The organism is Vibrio sp. THAF190c, assembly GCF_009363355.1.
Classification (GTDB): Bacteria; Pseudomonadota; Gammaproteobacteria; order Enterobacterales; family Vibrionaceae; genus Vibrio; species Vibrio fortis_A.
This window is the reverse complement of sequence record NZ_CP045338.1, coordinates 1205312-1220184: the sequence shown is the minus strand read 5'-3', so window position 1 is coordinate 1220184 and position 14873 is coordinate 1205312. Positions and strand designations below refer to the sequence as shown.

Here is a 14873-nt window from a genome sequence, read left to right as displayed (position 1 = left end):
AGAGTACCTACTGCTTAGAACTTTTTAAAGAAGCCACATCGTCAACAATAAACTTAACAGTGTGGATAGCCATCAAAGAGAAACTGAGTAACAGCACGCCATTTATAGCAAAATAAGACATCCCCATTACTGGCGTGACTTTGCTAGAGAGCATCAAATACTGATAACTAAGAACTGACATCAAAATGTTGATGCCCAATAGGAATACCGAGACCCCTAGTTTAAAAATGCGTTTGGGACGCGTTGGTAACAGGGCCACAATCACATCCACTCCCATATGAAGTTTATGCTTGTAGCATGAGCTGATGCCTAAATAGACAGCCCAGATAAAACAGATCACTGAGAGCTCTTCGCTCCAAGGGACAACAAAGCCAAATCCATAGCGTAAAACCACGTTAACGATTACAACGAGCACTGTGATTGAAATCGCAATCGACGCTAAGATTTCTTCAAGGTTTCTTAATAAAAACAAGAGTTCCTCCTAGATTTACTCGCTATGAATGCTGCGAGCAAATAGGAATCAAGCGACCCAAAACTATTGGGTCGCTAGTGTTAACAAATGGGATTCTAATCGTTATTGAGCCGCACGAATCGTCTCAAGTTCTTTCATGATGGTCGCGTGAACACCTTCGCTCCAAGTGGGGAACTGGTTGTAAACATCTGCCGTCAGCTGGTTAAACTCTTCAGAGTTCACTTCATTAAACGTCACACCCAGTTCTTCTAGCTTCTGCTTGTATTCTTCATCAAGTTTAACCAGTTCTTGAGTGTTAGATTCAACACCCGCTTCTAGCTCTTCGTTGATAATGGCTTGCTGTTCTGGCGTGAACTTATCCCACAAGGTTGGAGAAATGTAGATGCCAACAGAGCCAAGGAAGTGCTTAGTTAGCGACATGTTCTTAGCAACTTCGTAGATCTTCGTTGAGTACATAGTCAAGATAGAGCCTTCTAGACCATCAACAACACCTTGCTGAACACCAGCGTATGTTTCTGGGAAAGGAAGAGAAGCCGGCGCTGCGCCCATAGCAGAGAGTGTGCTAATAAACAGTTGGCTTTGTGGTACACGAATACGCATCCCCGCCATATCTGAAGAGTTAACAATCTCTTTATTGGTGATCATATGACGAAAACCAAACATATAGTCCGCGTTTAATACCTTAATGCCCTTCTCTTCAGCTTGTTGCTTAAGACCTGCAACATAGTCGGTATCCATCATTGCCAAGTATTCATCGTAAGAGTTGTACAACATAGGACCCGCAAGTGCTGCAAAATCAGGAACATAATCACCAAGGTAAGTCAGATCTTCTACAGCAATCCAGTTAGCACCGTTTACTACTTGCTCTAAGTTGTCTTTATAAACAGGCAGTTGACCACCAGGGAAGACTTTAATGTTAACCGATCCATCAGTGCGTTCACGAATCTTGTCCGTGACTTTGACTAGTTCTTGCGTTAGAAGCTCATTCTGAGTGAACACCAAGCTCATATTGATATCAATCGGCTCAATCTTTGCTTCTGTTGCTGCTTCATCTGCCTGACCACAACCGACAAGGAGCGCCGCGGCTGTAATTACTGTTCCTATTAGCTTTTTCATTTTGAATCCTTTATTTTGGATGTGTTACTTCAATTGAGTATAGAAGGCTAAATTTTGGTTGAGTATGCGATTCAATTATTACATTCATATGAACATAAAAATGTTTATTTGAACATTACGTAAAACATGACATTGCCCATAAAACGTAAATTTTGTCGCTCACTTTTCATATAGGTAGTAATAAATCTGTAATGATAGAGAGGTAATGTTCACTCAACTTTCAAATGAACAAATAGACATTGACATGATCACAGGCCATCGCGGTGCAGCACTTTTGGCACCAGAAAATACATTGGTAAGTATTGAACGAGCATCCCAAGCGGGCGCCAAGTGGGTAGAGGTTGATACTCAGCTAACTGCTGATAACATCCCAGTCGTTATGCATGATGAAACCGTTGATCGTTGTACTAACGGCACTGGTAAATTATCCGAACTGACGCTCGCAGATATTCAAGCCTTAGATGCTGGTAGTTGGTTTAGTAAAGAATTCGAGGGGGTTACTATTCCTACCTTGGAAGAAGCGATGCTCAAGTGTATGGAGCTTGGGGTAACCTTAAACCTCGAATTAAAGGTCTATAACCAACACACAATACAAGCACTAACCGATGAGGTGCTTGCGGCTGTTGAACGTATTAATTACCCACTAGATAAGCTGTTGTTTTCAAGCTTCAACCAAGATGTGTTGGCTCAATGCAAAGCACACTACCCTCAAGTAAGACGCGGTTTTATCTGTGATAAGTGGGATCAAAGCAGTTTGAACACACTTCTATGCTTAGACCTTTATAGTATTCATATCGACCACCAGCTACTCGATATTTCTATCGCCAATGAGATAAAAGAATCGGGTATAATCCTCAAGATATGGACACTCAATGAACCATCGAAAGCGAAAGGATTCTATGAGATGGGTGTCGACAACATCATTACCGACATGCCGAACCAATTTTAGTGAAACACTATGGAATTAAACCAGCGCCAAAAGCAGATACTCGCCACTCTTAAATCCAATCAAGATGTTCAGATCGACCATCTCGCTGACCAGTTTGCTGTTACTACGCAAACTATTCGACGTGATGTAAACCAACTGTGCGAACAAGGATTAGCAAGACGTGTGCATGGTGGTGTGAGCCTACCGACCGCACTAACCAACACTAGCTATCGCTTTCGCACTGGCGTTGAGTCCGAAGTCAAAGACGGCATCGCAATGGCGGTCGCTAATGCTATACCGGAAGGGTCGACTGTGATGATGGGGATTGGCACAACCGTGACTCGAATCGCTCAGTATCTGCTTGCAAAGCCCGCTCTACGCGTTATCACTAACAACCTGCAAGTTGCGCGAATTTTAGAAGCGAACGAGCAGATCGAGGTCTATTTAGCAGGCGGTTTACTGCGTCGTGAACACCAAGATATGGTAGGCAGCAGCGTGGTTAGCTTCTTCTCTGATTTTGAAGCAGACATTGGTATTTGTGGTTGTGGCTCTATCACAACGAGCCACTATGCGATGGAGCATGAACAAGTTGAGGCCGACCTTTCCAAAGCCATTCTCAACAACAGCCGTGAATGCTGGCTAGTCGCAGACGCGAGTAAATGGGGTCGCTTTGCTGCACTGAAAGTCGCTGCCCTAGATCGATTTGATCGTATCTATACCAATAATCGCCAACTCCCAAAAGAGCTAAACGTTCAGCTCATCGACGATACTGTATCTGCTTAATTTCCGCCGATTATCGAGCCAGCCCACTTGCATCGCTACGAAGGAAGTGGGTGTTTTCGACTAAGAAATCAAGCAATGTACTCGCTTGAGAGCTCAATGCCCGACCTTTTAGTGACTGCACTTTCACTCGAGCTTTAGACAAGATCTCAAGATCAGTTGGCACTATCTCAATCTCTCCCGATTCAACCTCTTCCAAGACCGTTAGCTTCGGCATAAAAGTAACGCCCAGCCCAGCTGATACAAAGTTTTTCAAGGCGCTCACAGAGTTGGTCTGCAACTTTGGTGAAAGACTCACATGAGACACCTGCTCTGCATGATGAACAAGCCTACCCATACCAGTTGAGTTATCGATCAGCGCGAGAGGTAAAGCCTGCAGATCTTGCAGTGTTGTCGGTTCATCTTTCAACGTTAGAAGATGCCCTTTAGGGACGATGAGCTCTAGCGGGTGACTGCGCTCTACATGAGTATGAAGCTTAGGATGGGGCGCGGCTGCATAGGTAATCGCGAAATCGATCTGCTGATCTTCAAGTAGTTTAACCGCATCTAGCGCACCAGCGATTTCAATCGATAAATTGATATCAGGGTAACGAGTCATAAAGGTTTCCATCGGCTTGGAAACGAGATTAGTAATGAAGCCTTCTCCGATCGCAATACTGACACTACCGCCCGTTAAGTTTTTCAACTTCGTTAGCTGAGAAAGCACCGCCACTTCACTGCGTATAATGTTGCGATAATGATTAAGCAACTCATTACCAGCCTCGGTCAAATACGATTGACGGTTATTACGCTCCCACACTTTCATTTCAACTTGAGCTTCAAGTTGCCCTAGCATGCGACTCATGGCTGCCGGGTCTACGTTGAGCATTTTCGCCGCCTTGCGTAATGAGCCGTACTTAGACAACCCATTTAGATACTCCAAAGCGCGTATATTGAAATGATGCATAATAAATCCTTGTACTACAGCAATTTGCTAAGGTTCTCATATTTGTTGCTATCTGATCTCGATAAATTCTCTTCTTATCGTTGTAAGGGATAAATCTGTGCTTGAGGTCACCTAACTACTGTCGAACAGAAAAGTTATCCCAACGCTGTTTAATCGCTGCATTTTGATTGCCACAATTGTTATGATATAACATTTCAAAAATCAGCTATTATTGATGCTGTGAAATGTCATATAGCGTTAACCAATTTAGACACTGGGGATCACACCATGAACACTGAGACTACTGAACTATTTGCTGCTGATACCGAAACGAGCAATACACCTTCGTTCAGCAAAGGGAAATTACCAACAGTGCTTACAGATATCTATCAAGACAATCTGAATATGGTGGTTTGGGAGCGTGCTTTCAGTGGGGAACTGACAGAAGCCATTGAGGAGTTTGTTGCTAATAACCCGGATTTCAGTAAGTCAGTGAACGTCTCTTCTGAAAGTGCTTATCAAGAATTACAAAATTCACTCGACGACTTGCCTCCAGCTTTAGTTCAGAACATTGCTGAGCTAGTCGATATGTTCTGTTGCTTATTCGATCTCAAAGATGCTGGTGTACGCCTAGCAACATTAAACAGCGCTATGTGCCCACGCTTTCATGTCGATCGTGTCCCTTGTCGGTTGGTTACCACTTTCCATGGCACAGCAACACAATGGCTACCTAACCATGTACTTGATCGCTCTAAGCTTGGACATGGCAGCAACGGACAACCTGACCACCTATCCGGCTTATACCAAGATGAAAGTAACGTTCAACAGTTGTCGTGTGGTGACGTCGCGCTATTAAAAGGCGGAGCGTGGATTGGTAATGAAGAAACGGCATTAGTACATCGCTCACCAATGGTTTCTGCACAAGAGAATAGACTGCTGTTGACCGTAGACTTTGGTTAATGGTTGAACGCTGAAGTCCAGTCGCTTTTAGGCTTAACGTGAGTCGAATATTTTGAACAGCGAGGAAGTATAACCAACATAAAATTGGCGACTTCCTCTAAGTAGATTTAATGAGATGTTCGAGATGAAGAACGCTGCACGTGATACAAAGCGCCCCCTTTTGAAAAACATTGTGTCGGAGTCATATTGCCGATCAAGTTTCCATTGAAATAACACGCCATGACTGGTTCGGTGTTTTTAGGCATCTCAGCAACAGAAGACAAAGAAGTCAGCGCAACAGCGAGTGCGATTAGATATTTCATTTGGCTCTCCTAAGTTATCAGATTCAAAGCAACCTTTGGCAAGGTGACATTTAGATCTTAGTGCATGGAACCGTGGAGGATAAAGAAAATATCATTATTTTACAATGATTTATATTTACGCGACGTAAGTTTTTATTAGATAATTTTACGCACTGATAACAAATTAACGTAAAAAGCCTCACTACGTTGTGAGGCTTTTTATACTCTGTTTTCGTGAAGCCATTACGTAAACTGGCTATCTGTTTGATTGCTAAGCAAAGCTCAAAATACGCAGTTACGTAATGAGCGACATAAATGGAGCTCCTCTTATCCAGAGCCTTTCATCAAAATGTAATTCAGACTGATGATCTCCCCCTCAATTACATTCCATTTTACCTAACTCGACTTAGCACTTTTAACCAACCACATCACCTCATAGGCCGGTACTACAATTGTCGGTTCAGAAATGTGTTGCCCAGATAGGATATCAATACAATCTCGACTGCCTAACACATCACAAATTGATGCCGGAATATGTTGAACCGTTTCACTAAAGTTGCATATCGCCAACAGGCTTTCACCATTTTCATGACTGCGGCAGTACGCAAACAAGTGTGGACGATAGGTCTCAAGGATTTCTGTTTTCGCCTCTCCAAACACTGGGTTTTGCTTACGCAGCGCTACCATCTTTTTCAGATCTTGGCTGATTCGGTTTTGGTAACTGCCAGATTGTTCAGCAAGTTTAATCGCATCAGCAGTGATAGCGGGACGGTTTACCCAACGAGTATCATCACGTTTAAACTCATCCTCTAGATAAGCGTGGTCGTTCAGAATCCCTAACTCATCGCCTTGATAGATAAGCGGGATACCACCAATACTGAGGTTGATACTGTTTAATAGACGAATACGTTTGAGAGCAAACTCAATCTCTTGTGAATCGTCGGTTTCAATAGCTTTTTCTAACCCCGCTAGAGATGCCAATGAACCACACACGCGACAATCGCCCGTAGTTGGATTTTCTTGGAATGGCACGCCTTGAGAGAATGAACCTTCAAACTTGCCGGTATAGAACTGGTTCAAGAATCGACGGTGCTCGAAACCATTGATGCCTAACTGTTCGGCAACTGCATCATCAAACGTCCAACCGATATCATCATGGCAACGGATGTAGTTCACCCATGAACACTCACCTGAGATTTCGAAACTCTTCTTAAGCGACGCGGTTAGCAGCTCGGTTTTACGCGTAGCCAAGCTTTCCCACATCAACGCCATCATTAGCGGGTTATACGATAGCTGACACTCATCTTTATCAATGTATTGTGCCACTTCATCAGGGTGGACGATCGCCTCTGACTTAAACAGTACCGCTGGAGCAGCGATTTGTAGACAAGTATTGAAACACTGAATCAGAGTATGTGCTTTTGGGAGGCTCTCACACTGTGTCCACTTCTCTTTCCAGATAAACGCAAGCGCATCTAGGCGTAAGCCCTCACAGCCAATGTTCGCTAGGAATAGCATCTCATCAGTGATTGCATTAAACACCGCTGGGTTCGAATAGTTCAGATCCCATTGGAAGCTGTTGAACGTAGTCCAAACGTGCTTTTGAACATCATCAAGGTAAGTAAAGCTGCCACGACGCACCGTTGGGAAGATCTCACGACAAGTCTGGTTGTAGTCATTCACATCTTGCTGGTCAGTGAAGAAGTAGTAGAAATCTTCAAACTCTGGGTTACCCTTGCGTGCTTGCTCTGCCCAATGGTGCTCATCTGAAGTGTGGTTGAATACGAAATCCAGCACTAGGCTAATGCCATCATCAGACAGCGCCTCGGCGAGTTTGGCGAGATCTTTTTCTGTCCCTAACTTAGGGTCAACCTTACGGTAGTCCGATACTGCGTAACCACCATCATTGTCACCCTCAGGCGCTTTGTAAAGCGGCATCAGGTGCAGGTAATTAATGCCTAGTGATTTTAGGTATGAGATCTTCTGTTGTAGCTTTTTCAGGTCTCCTGCAAACAGGTCAACGTATACCGCCATACCAAGCATTTTTTCGCTTCGGTACCAAGTTGGGTTCTTCAATCGCTTTTCATCTAGGTTCTTCCACTTTCGCTTACGGCCAGCGAACGCTTTCGCGAGCACAACCACCAGCTTTTGTAGATGAAGGAAGAAGTCGTAGCGTTCACCATAAAGTTCATGCAATTTACTGGTCAATGATGGGAAGTATTGCTCTAGACGTTCTAGAAATACCTTCTCATCTTTTTTGGTAAGCTTTGGCAGTTCAACTGAATCCAGTACTTGGTTCAATGCCTTTTGAGCTTGTTGTTCCGATAACATTATTTGTCCCCCATTAGGCTGGCTACTTGGACATTGGCTAGGTTTAAGCTGCCGCTATCGACACTAAGTACCACGCTAGCATCGGTATTTTGGGCATAAACAAGATTGGTGAAACTGAACTCACCACCATTAATCAGGAGCTCGACCGAGCCTTTATCAATCAACACCTCAAATTGGAATTTGCTCTCGACCGGAAGATCGATACGGTAGTCGTGTGGGAAGTACTCATCAATGCGCGATTTGCCAAACTGACCACGACGCACCGAACGCACTTCAATGCCTTTTTCCGAGCGTTTAAATTCAAAGAAAGCTGGCGTGTCTTGGTACAGGTTTAAATGCAAAGTTTGCTCAGCTTCAAGCTCACAATGCGCGCTGAACTTCATTGTCTTATGTTGACTGTAAATACTTACCGCTTGCTCATCACTTGGGAAGATCTCTTGTGCATCAAGGCTTAACGCCTTATTAAGCTCTTTGATAAAATGCTGCCCGACTCTCAAACCCGCGTTACTTTCGAACAGGAACAGTTCTCGCGGTAATGCCATTGAACTACGGAAAGCGTTTGTGGGTAATTCTAAAGAATATTGATGGTTGCTCATCCATGTACTGACGATACGACGACCATCTTGTGTTGGTATGTCAGAGAAAGATTGTGTGGCGTAGTAATCACGACCAAAGTCCAGCCAAAGCACTGTTTCCGGATGATTATGGTTAGTGAAGGTTTCACCATCGAAATCCCCAATAAAGTATTGAGTGCCTGCGCCACCACAATGTGCGCCCTCACCAATGCCAACCACCAGTACCCAACGAGTTGCGTCGCTGCCTTCAATTTGCATCTCAAACAGGTCCGGACACTCCCAAGGGCCTTTACTGTGCGCGCCGTGACGATAACCAAACTCACTCACTAATCGCCAGTCTAGTAGGTTGGTTGAACGGTAGAACTCAATATGTTGCCCACACGAGACCACCATTACCCAAGCTTGGCTCTCTTCATGCCAGAGCACTTTCGGATCACGAAAGTCAGGGTTGCCACGAGCTGGGATAATCGGCGCGCCATCAGCATACTTCGTCCAAGTCATGCCATCTTGGCTGTACGCTAGAGACTGTTGTTGAATAGGGTCTTCCACTTCCGAGCCATCAGCAAGCGTCACTTTTGGTTGGATAAACGACGTGTAGAAAGCAAGTAAACCCGGCTGTTCATCCTCAAATAATCCAGAGGTATTATGCCAATCGACAATTGCACTGCCAGAGAAGCACATTCCTGACTCATCAGGTAGCAGTGCTGGGCTATGTTCTTGCCAGTGAATCAGATCTGTACTGGTTTTGTGTCCCCAGTGCATTGGCCCCCATACAGTGTCATGAGGGTAATATTGGTAAAACTGGTGATACTGGCCGTTGAAGTAGACCAATCCGTTGGGGTCATTCATCCAGCCAGATTCAGGAGTCATGTGGAGTGAAGGGCGATATTGTTCGCTCATAAGCCGATACCGATGTTGTTAAAAATATGTCTAGGTTCGAATAGGCGATAAAAAATGGAGCCTACACCTAGGCTCCGAAAAGGACCTGTTGCCGCCAAAGCCAGTCCGAAACTAGAAATACTGATAGGAGTGGTTCCCCCTGCTTGATTAACAGGGGGAGTTATGAATTTAGAAACTGTAGTTAACACCGATTAAGCCAAACGGCAGAGTGTTGTCACCTGTGTCACCGTTGTCGTATTCAATATCCACAGTCTTGTAGCTGAACTCACCAAAGACGCGCCAGTTTTTAGAAAGTGGGTAGTTAGCAGAAGCACCCACTTTTACGTAGTCTTCTTTATGCTTGTTACCTGTTGCACCGAGTTCGTTCTCAAAAGAACCAATCTCAGCAAACAGCGCAGTACCTAATTTGCCAAAGCTATACCACATACCAGGTTTAATAATGGTTTCAGTCTCAACGTTTTCGTGTGATACGCCTTTTTCTTCCCACGTGCCTTGTTGGTAACGGAAGTTAATCCAAGCGCCCATGTTATCGGCAATCTTAAAACCTAGACCCGGTTCGATTTCCCAGTAGTTAAAATTCCCCATAGCTCGGCCAACAACAGAACCATCGTCTAACGTATGACCCTCTTTACGCTTCATTTCTACTTGGTAGAGACCGTAGCCATGGACATCGAGCCAATCATTGATTTGGTAAGAACCGAAAACTTTAGCTCCCGGAACACTGCGATGGTCGATACTCTCTTGTGCATACTTGAGACCCCAGCCAATGTTGCCATTCTTGATGCCGTAACTCTTGTTTACGTAGATTTCAGTAATGTCGTTTTGATCTTCATGGTTCGCTGAAAAAAGTGTGCCGTTGTAGATGAACTCGCGAGCCATATAGAAACCAAAGTCGTAGCCTGGCAGGTCATCGTGACGGAAATTACCATTCGCAAGTGAGTATTTGACTTTACCACCTTCCCAGCTATCACCGTTCGATCGGCTACCGCTCCATTCTTCGACCTCAACGTTGGTACCGATGGTGCCATGGAACTTGCCCTCTTGCGCTTTTCGCTCAGCGTCAAGAGCAGTGAGTAGTTCGGCTTTAGAGTATTCACCTTCTAGTGCCATTAGTTTTGCTTTCAACTCAGCGTTGCTTTTTGCTTTGTCTTCGGCAAAAGCTGCACCAGATAGCATTAGAGCTAGAAATACAGAGGAAGCCACTACTGTCTTTTTCATGATTATTACCTTATTATCACTATGTTACTGTCGCTCCGATGAGGAGCAATTATTGGTACCTGCTACAACAGGCATTAATGTTCACGTTGGCATTGGCTGCAACCGTTGCTAACGCAGTAATTAGAAGCCCGCTAACCCGCGGGCTTTTTTATTATTCTTATATTGGTTAACTTGCTTGCTGCACTTGAGGTGGCAGCGTGATTAGGTCATTAAGCGTATGACCACGCTCGTATGCCTTACCTTTGCTATCAAATAGATGACATTTTTCAGCAGGGATGCGGATATTCAAACGCTGCCCCACTTCAACGTGTACTGTACCCGGAACGCGCACTAAGACTTCTTGACCGCCACGTACCAATGTCGTGTAAAGCAGTGATTCCGTGCCAAGACGCTCAAGACCTTCAACGATAACGCCAACGCCTTTCTCATCTAGGTGGATGTCTTCTGGACGAATACCTAGTGTCATTAGTGCGCCTTGCGTTGCTCCTTGAGTATTCACTTGCGCTTCAAATTTGTAGTCACCCACTTCTACATGCGCTTTTTCTTCACAAGCAGAAATCAATGTTGCTGGTAATAGGTTCATCTTTGGAGAACCAATAAAGCCTGCAACGAACAGAGTTTTCGGGAAGTAGTAGAGATCTAACGGTGAACCGACTTGCTCAATCGCACCATCACGCAGTACCACGATTTTGTCTGCAAGGGTCATCGCTTCTACTTGGTCGTGTGTTACGTAAATCACCGTCGATTTCAATTTCTGGTGGTATTCCGCCAATTGAAGACGCATGCGAACACGCAGAGAAGCGTCAAGGTTCGATAGTGGTTCATCAAGAAGGAAAAGTTTTGGGTTGCGGACAATCGCACGACCAATCGCCACACGTTGACGCTGACCACCAGAAAGTTGACTTGGCTTTTGCTTCATAAGGTTTGTCAGCTCAAGCATTTCGCCGACATCTTTAACTGCTTTTTTGATTTCGTCTGCACTTAGCTTTTTCGCCAGTTTCAGACCAAATGCGATGTTCTCTTCTACCGTCATATGTGGGTAGAGTGCGTAGGATTGGAAAACCATCCCAATACCACGATCCGTAGGAGACAGGTTGTTCACTACCTCGCCGTCTAGACACATTTCGCCTGAAGAAATCTCTTCTAAGCCAGCGACCATGCGCAGCATAGTTGATTTACCACAACCGGATGGGCCAACGAAAACCGTAAATTCACCGTCTTCGATCACTAGGTTGGCGTCTTTGATGATGTGCGCACCATCTGGATAGATTTTGTTGATGTTCTTCAGTTCTAAGCGTGCCATTGTTCTACCTACGTTCTAATTCTTTCGCCTTGTTGGGCGTATTAGGGGCAGGCAAGCTGCCCCTTTCTTATTATGTGTAAAGCTAATTTTTGCTAGCGATTTGCTTTACAGGATTGCAGCGAGTTTCATGTCAGCTGTGTCCTCGAAGCGCCATGTTGCATGACCAACACGCTCATCAGGGCCGATACCCACAACGCGCATGCCTGCTTCTTTCGCTGCGTCTACACCCGCTTCTGCATCTTCAACCACAATGCACTCGTCAGCGTTTACGCCTACTTGGCCTGCAGCGTGAATAAATACATCTGGCGCAGGCTTAGAACGCTGCACTGACCAACCATCACCGATGGCATCAAACAGCGGCGTTAAGCCAAGACGGTGTAGGATTGGACGTGCATTTTTACTTGCTGACGCCAGTGCTACCTTGATACCACGTGCGTTTAGCTCCAGTAGGAACTGCTCGATACCTGGCAGAACGTCTTTTGCAGAAATCGTGTTTAGCAGGTCAACGTAGTAGTCGTTCTTACGCTTCATTAGGTCTGCAAATTTCTCTTCGCTGATCTCACGACCATCTAGGATGATTTTTAGAGATGCTTCGCGAGAAACACCACGCAGCTGCTCGTTGATTTCGCGGTCGAAGTAGTAACCTTCTTCGTTCGCCATGCGTTGCCATGCTTGGTAGTGCAGTTCAGCGGTATCGGTAATTACGCCATCAAGGTCGAAAATAAATGCCTTACACATTGAATACAGCCTCTGTTGATTCGATTACACGTGGCTCACCCGCAACTTCGATGTTAAGTGGTTGGCCGTTAAACTCTGGACGAACAATGCTTACTCGTGCGTTGTCTACCGTTACTTCTAGACGCTCACCTTTCCAGTAGATTGGGAAGTTCACGCTATCCCACTGTTTAGGCAGGTTAGGGTTAATGCGAAGCTCGCCGCCAAGCATACGTACGCCACCGAAGCCGTATACCACGCACTGCCACATACCACCGATAGACGCTGCGTGGATACCGTGATCCGAGCTCTTCATGTTTTGACCGATGTCGATAGACGCCGCTTGTTGGAACAGGTCGTAAGACAGCTCTGGGTTACCCACATCTGACGCCAGTACCGAGTGAGTTGATAGACTTAGAGACGAATCGTGTAGCGTTTTCGGCTCGTAGTAGTTCCAGTTCGCAAGCTTAGTTTCTAGGTCAAACTTGTCTTCCTGTTGTAGGAAAAGAACCATGATGTCTGCTTGCTTAGAAACCTGCATCTCATTCACTTGATCTAGGCTGTAGTCTTGGAACAAACCACCAACGAACGGCTGCTCTTTGTACTTAGTCAGGTCAATGATCTCTTTCTGTAGGTAAGTATCGTCCTGCGGGATGATCTTATCTTCTTCACGCGGTTGCGGTAGGTAGATGTCATCTACGCGCTCTAGCCACATCTTGCGAGCTTCAACTAGGTTCAACTTGTCAGACAGCTTAGCCAGTAGCTCTGGGTTAGACGCTTCTAGGTCTTCGTAGTAACGAATCGCTAGCTTGATGTTCTCTACTGCCATGTAGTTCGTGAACGCATTGTTGTCGATGTGTTCTTTGTACTCATCAGGACCGATTACGTTACAGATACCCCACATGTTGCGGTCTTCTAGCCACTCTAGACGGCTTGTCCAGAACGTTGCTGTGTCAAACATGATCTCGTAGCCCATGTCGTCCATGAACTTCTGGTCGCCAGTGATTTGGTAGTACTGCCACAGTGCGTAAGTGATGTCACACGTGATGTGCTGCTCGATAAAGCCAGACCAGATCTTAGTCGACTTACCAGTGATGATGTCTACTGCGCCCCATACTGGCGTTACTTCTTCACCTGTTAGTGCAGATTCCCATGGGAACTGAGCACCAATGTAGCCGTTGTCTGCTGCTTTCTTACGTGCGCCGCCAAGTGTTTTAAAGCGGTACTCAAGTAGGCTGCGTGCAACTTCTGGCATTGTGTAGATGAAGAACGGAAGCATGAATACTTCTGTATCCCAGAATGAGTGACCTTTGTAGCCTTCGCCTGATAGACCTTTTGCGCCGATACCGAAGCGAGAATCGTGCATTGGCGTGAAGATGTTCAGTTGGTACTGAGCAAAACGAGTCGCTAGTTGGTCAAAGTCGTTACCACCGATGGTGATGCTCATGTTGTCCCAACGCTTGTCCCACTCAACTGCACTGTCTGCTAGTAGCTCGTCAAAGCTGCGGTCAGCGTTCATTTTTAGGTTAGTTAGCGCGTGGTCACGTAGAGCTTGTAGCTCATAGCCTTCAACATCGAACTGCTTGTCACGAGAAGTGTGTACAACACCCACTTTCTCAGTACCAAATGTCTCGCCTGCTTTTAGCTCTTGATGAATGTTCAGCCATACCTTACGGCGGTCCATCTGTAGACCTGGGTCGATCTCAACTTCTGTACCATTTACGAAGTAACGGTGAGACGTTAGGAATACGAAATCAACTTTGCTTTCTGTCGTGTGCTGTAGAAGTTCGATGAAGCGCTTGTCATAAATACGCTTCTCACCTTCGTGGAAGTGCTGAGCGCCTGAGTTTGACAGTTGAGCATCAACGCCCGAACGGATTTCGATTTTCGCATCGCTGTTCACAGCCTTAACGTGAACGTCGAACGCCATCAGGTGAAGGTTTGCTTGAGAGATAAAGCGACGGAAGCGCATCTCAAACGTTTTGCCTTCTGTGTTTGTCCAAGTGAACTCACGCGTCAGTTCACCGTTCTTCACGTTTAGACGACGAGAGTAGTTACTTACTTCGCCAGACTCCAAGTGGAAACGACGGCCATCAATGAACATCTCAATTGAGCTCATATCTGCAGCGTTTGGAAGCTCGGTCACTTCCTCTTCGTCAAACTTGTTATAAGTACCTGCGATGAATAAGTTGCGCACTTGGCCTACATACTTTTCTTCCGTGGCACTGCGTGCACCCATGTAGCCATTACCTAAACTCATCACAACTTCACATTTACCTTGAAGTGCTGAATCAAATGCCGTCTCTTCAACGATCCAGTTTTTTAGTTCGCCTTGACCAGCGGTGTAGTTCATAAACATCTTAAATATCC

General features: G+C 45.4%; 13 protein-coding genes. 3 read left to right on the top strand and 10 right to left on the bottom strand.

The genetic code is table 11. The annotated features are described in order from the left end of the window. Positions 1 to 7 precede the first annotated feature (7 nt). Both FIV04_RS05550 and FIV04_RS05545 read right to left on the bottom strand, forming a co-directional pair. Complete coding sequence (locus FIV04_RS05550; RefSeq protein WP_152468494.1) at positions 8 to 472, bottom strand: TRAP transporter small permease; 465 nt, start codon at positions 470 to 472, stop codon at positions 8 to 10. 102 nt (positions 473 to 574) lie between these two features. Beyond that, positions 575 to 1588 (bottom strand): C4-dicarboxylate TRAP transporter substrate-binding protein, encoded by a 1014-nt coding sequence (locus tag FIV04_RS05545; protein ID WP_152468493.1) that lies wholly within the window; start codon positions 1586 to 1588, stop codon positions 575 to 577. Between the two features lie 244 nt (positions 1589 to 1832). Between FIV04_RS05545 and FIV04_RS05540 the strand changes: the two genes are divergently transcribed. Together FIV04_RS05540 and FIV04_RS05535 are read left to right on the top strand one after the other, a co-directional pair. Further along, positions 1833 to 2537, top strand: coding sequence for a glycerophosphodiester phosphodiesterase family protein (locus FIV04_RS05540; protein ID WP_152469532.1), 705 nt, complete (start codon positions 1833 to 1835; stop codon positions 2535 to 2537). A 9-nt stretch (positions 2538 to 2546) separates the two neighbouring features. Then, positions 2547 to 3299: a DeoR/GlpR family DNA-binding transcription regulator gene (locus FIV04_RS05535; protein WP_152468492.1), complete on the top strand. Its 753-nt coding sequence runs from the start codon at positions 2547 to 2549 to the stop codon at positions 3297 to 3299. Positions 3300 to 3309: 10 nt separating this feature from the next. Here the strand turns inward: FIV04_RS05535 and FIV04_RS05530 are convergent, their stop codons facing one another. Continuing rightward, positions 3310 to 4242 carry a LysR family transcriptional regulator gene (locus tag FIV04_RS05530; protein WP_152468491.1) on the bottom strand — a complete coding sequence of 311 codons (933 nt, stop codon included), beginning with the start codon at positions 4240 to 4242 and terminating at the stop codon, positions 3310 to 3312. A 267-nt stretch (positions 4243 to 4509) separates the two neighbouring features. Between FIV04_RS05530 and FIV04_RS05525 the strand changes: the two genes are divergently transcribed. Continuing rightward, positions 4510 to 5181 (top strand): DUF1826 domain-containing protein, encoded by a 672-nt coding sequence (locus FIV04_RS05525; protein WP_152468490.1) that lies wholly within the window; start codon positions 4510 to 4512, stop codon positions 5179 to 5181. Positions 5182 to 5288: 107 nt separating this feature from the next. Here FIV04_RS05525 and FIV04_RS05520 read toward each other — a convergent pair whose 3' ends face one another. The 7 genes from FIV04_RS05520 to FIV04_RS05490 all read right to left on the bottom strand — a co-directional run bounded on the left by FIV04_RS05520 (position 5289) and on the right by FIV04_RS05490 (position 14862). Next, positions 5289 to 5483 carry a hypothetical protein gene (locus tag FIV04_RS05520; RefSeq protein ID WP_150871899.1) on the bottom strand — a complete coding sequence of 65 codons (195 nt, stop codon included), beginning with the start codon at positions 5481 to 5483 and terminating at the stop codon, positions 5289 to 5291. Positions 5484 to 5858: 375 nt separating this feature from the next. Then, the gene (locus tag FIV04_RS05515; protein ID WP_152468489.1) at positions 5859 to 7793 is read right to left on the bottom strand and encodes an alpha-amylase family protein; all 1935 of its coding nucleotides are present in this window, start codon (positions 7791 to 7793) and stop codon (positions 5859 to 5861) included. After that, positions 7793 to 9268, bottom strand: a complete 1476-nt coding sequence (locus tag FIV04_RS05510; protein WP_152468488.1) for a glycoside hydrolase family 32 protein — start codon at positions 9266 to 9268, stop codon at positions 7793 to 7795. The genes FIV04_RS05515 and FIV04_RS05510 overlap by 1 nt, the downstream gene beginning before the upstream one ends. Before the next feature lie 168 nt (positions 9269 to 9436). Next, positions 9437 to 10486: an OmpG porin family protein gene (locus FIV04_RS05505; protein WP_152468487.1), complete on the bottom strand. Its 1050-nt coding sequence runs from the start codon at positions 10484 to 10486 to the stop codon at positions 9437 to 9439. Between the two features lie 166 nt (positions 10487 to 10652). Then, positions 10653 to 11789, bottom strand: a complete 1137-nt coding sequence (locus FIV04_RS05500) for an ABC transporter ATP-binding protein (protein ID WP_152468486.1) — start codon at positions 11787 to 11789, stop codon at positions 10653 to 10655. A gap of 105 nt (positions 11790 to 11894) precedes the next feature. Continuing rightward, the gene (gene pgmB, locus FIV04_RS05495) at positions 11895 to 12527 is read right to left on the bottom strand and encodes a beta-phosphoglucomutase (protein WP_152468485.1); all 633 of its coding nucleotides are present in this window, start codon (positions 12525 to 12527) and stop codon (positions 11895 to 11897) included. Beyond that, the gene (locus tag FIV04_RS05490) at positions 12520 to 14862 is read right to left on the bottom strand and encodes a glycoside hydrolase family 65 protein (protein WP_152468484.1); all 2343 of its coding nucleotides are present in this window, start codon (positions 14860 to 14862) and stop codon (positions 12520 to 12522) included. Before FIV04_RS05490 ends, pgmB begins: the two co-directional genes overlap by 8 nt. Positions 14863 to 14873 lie beyond the last annotated feature (11 nt).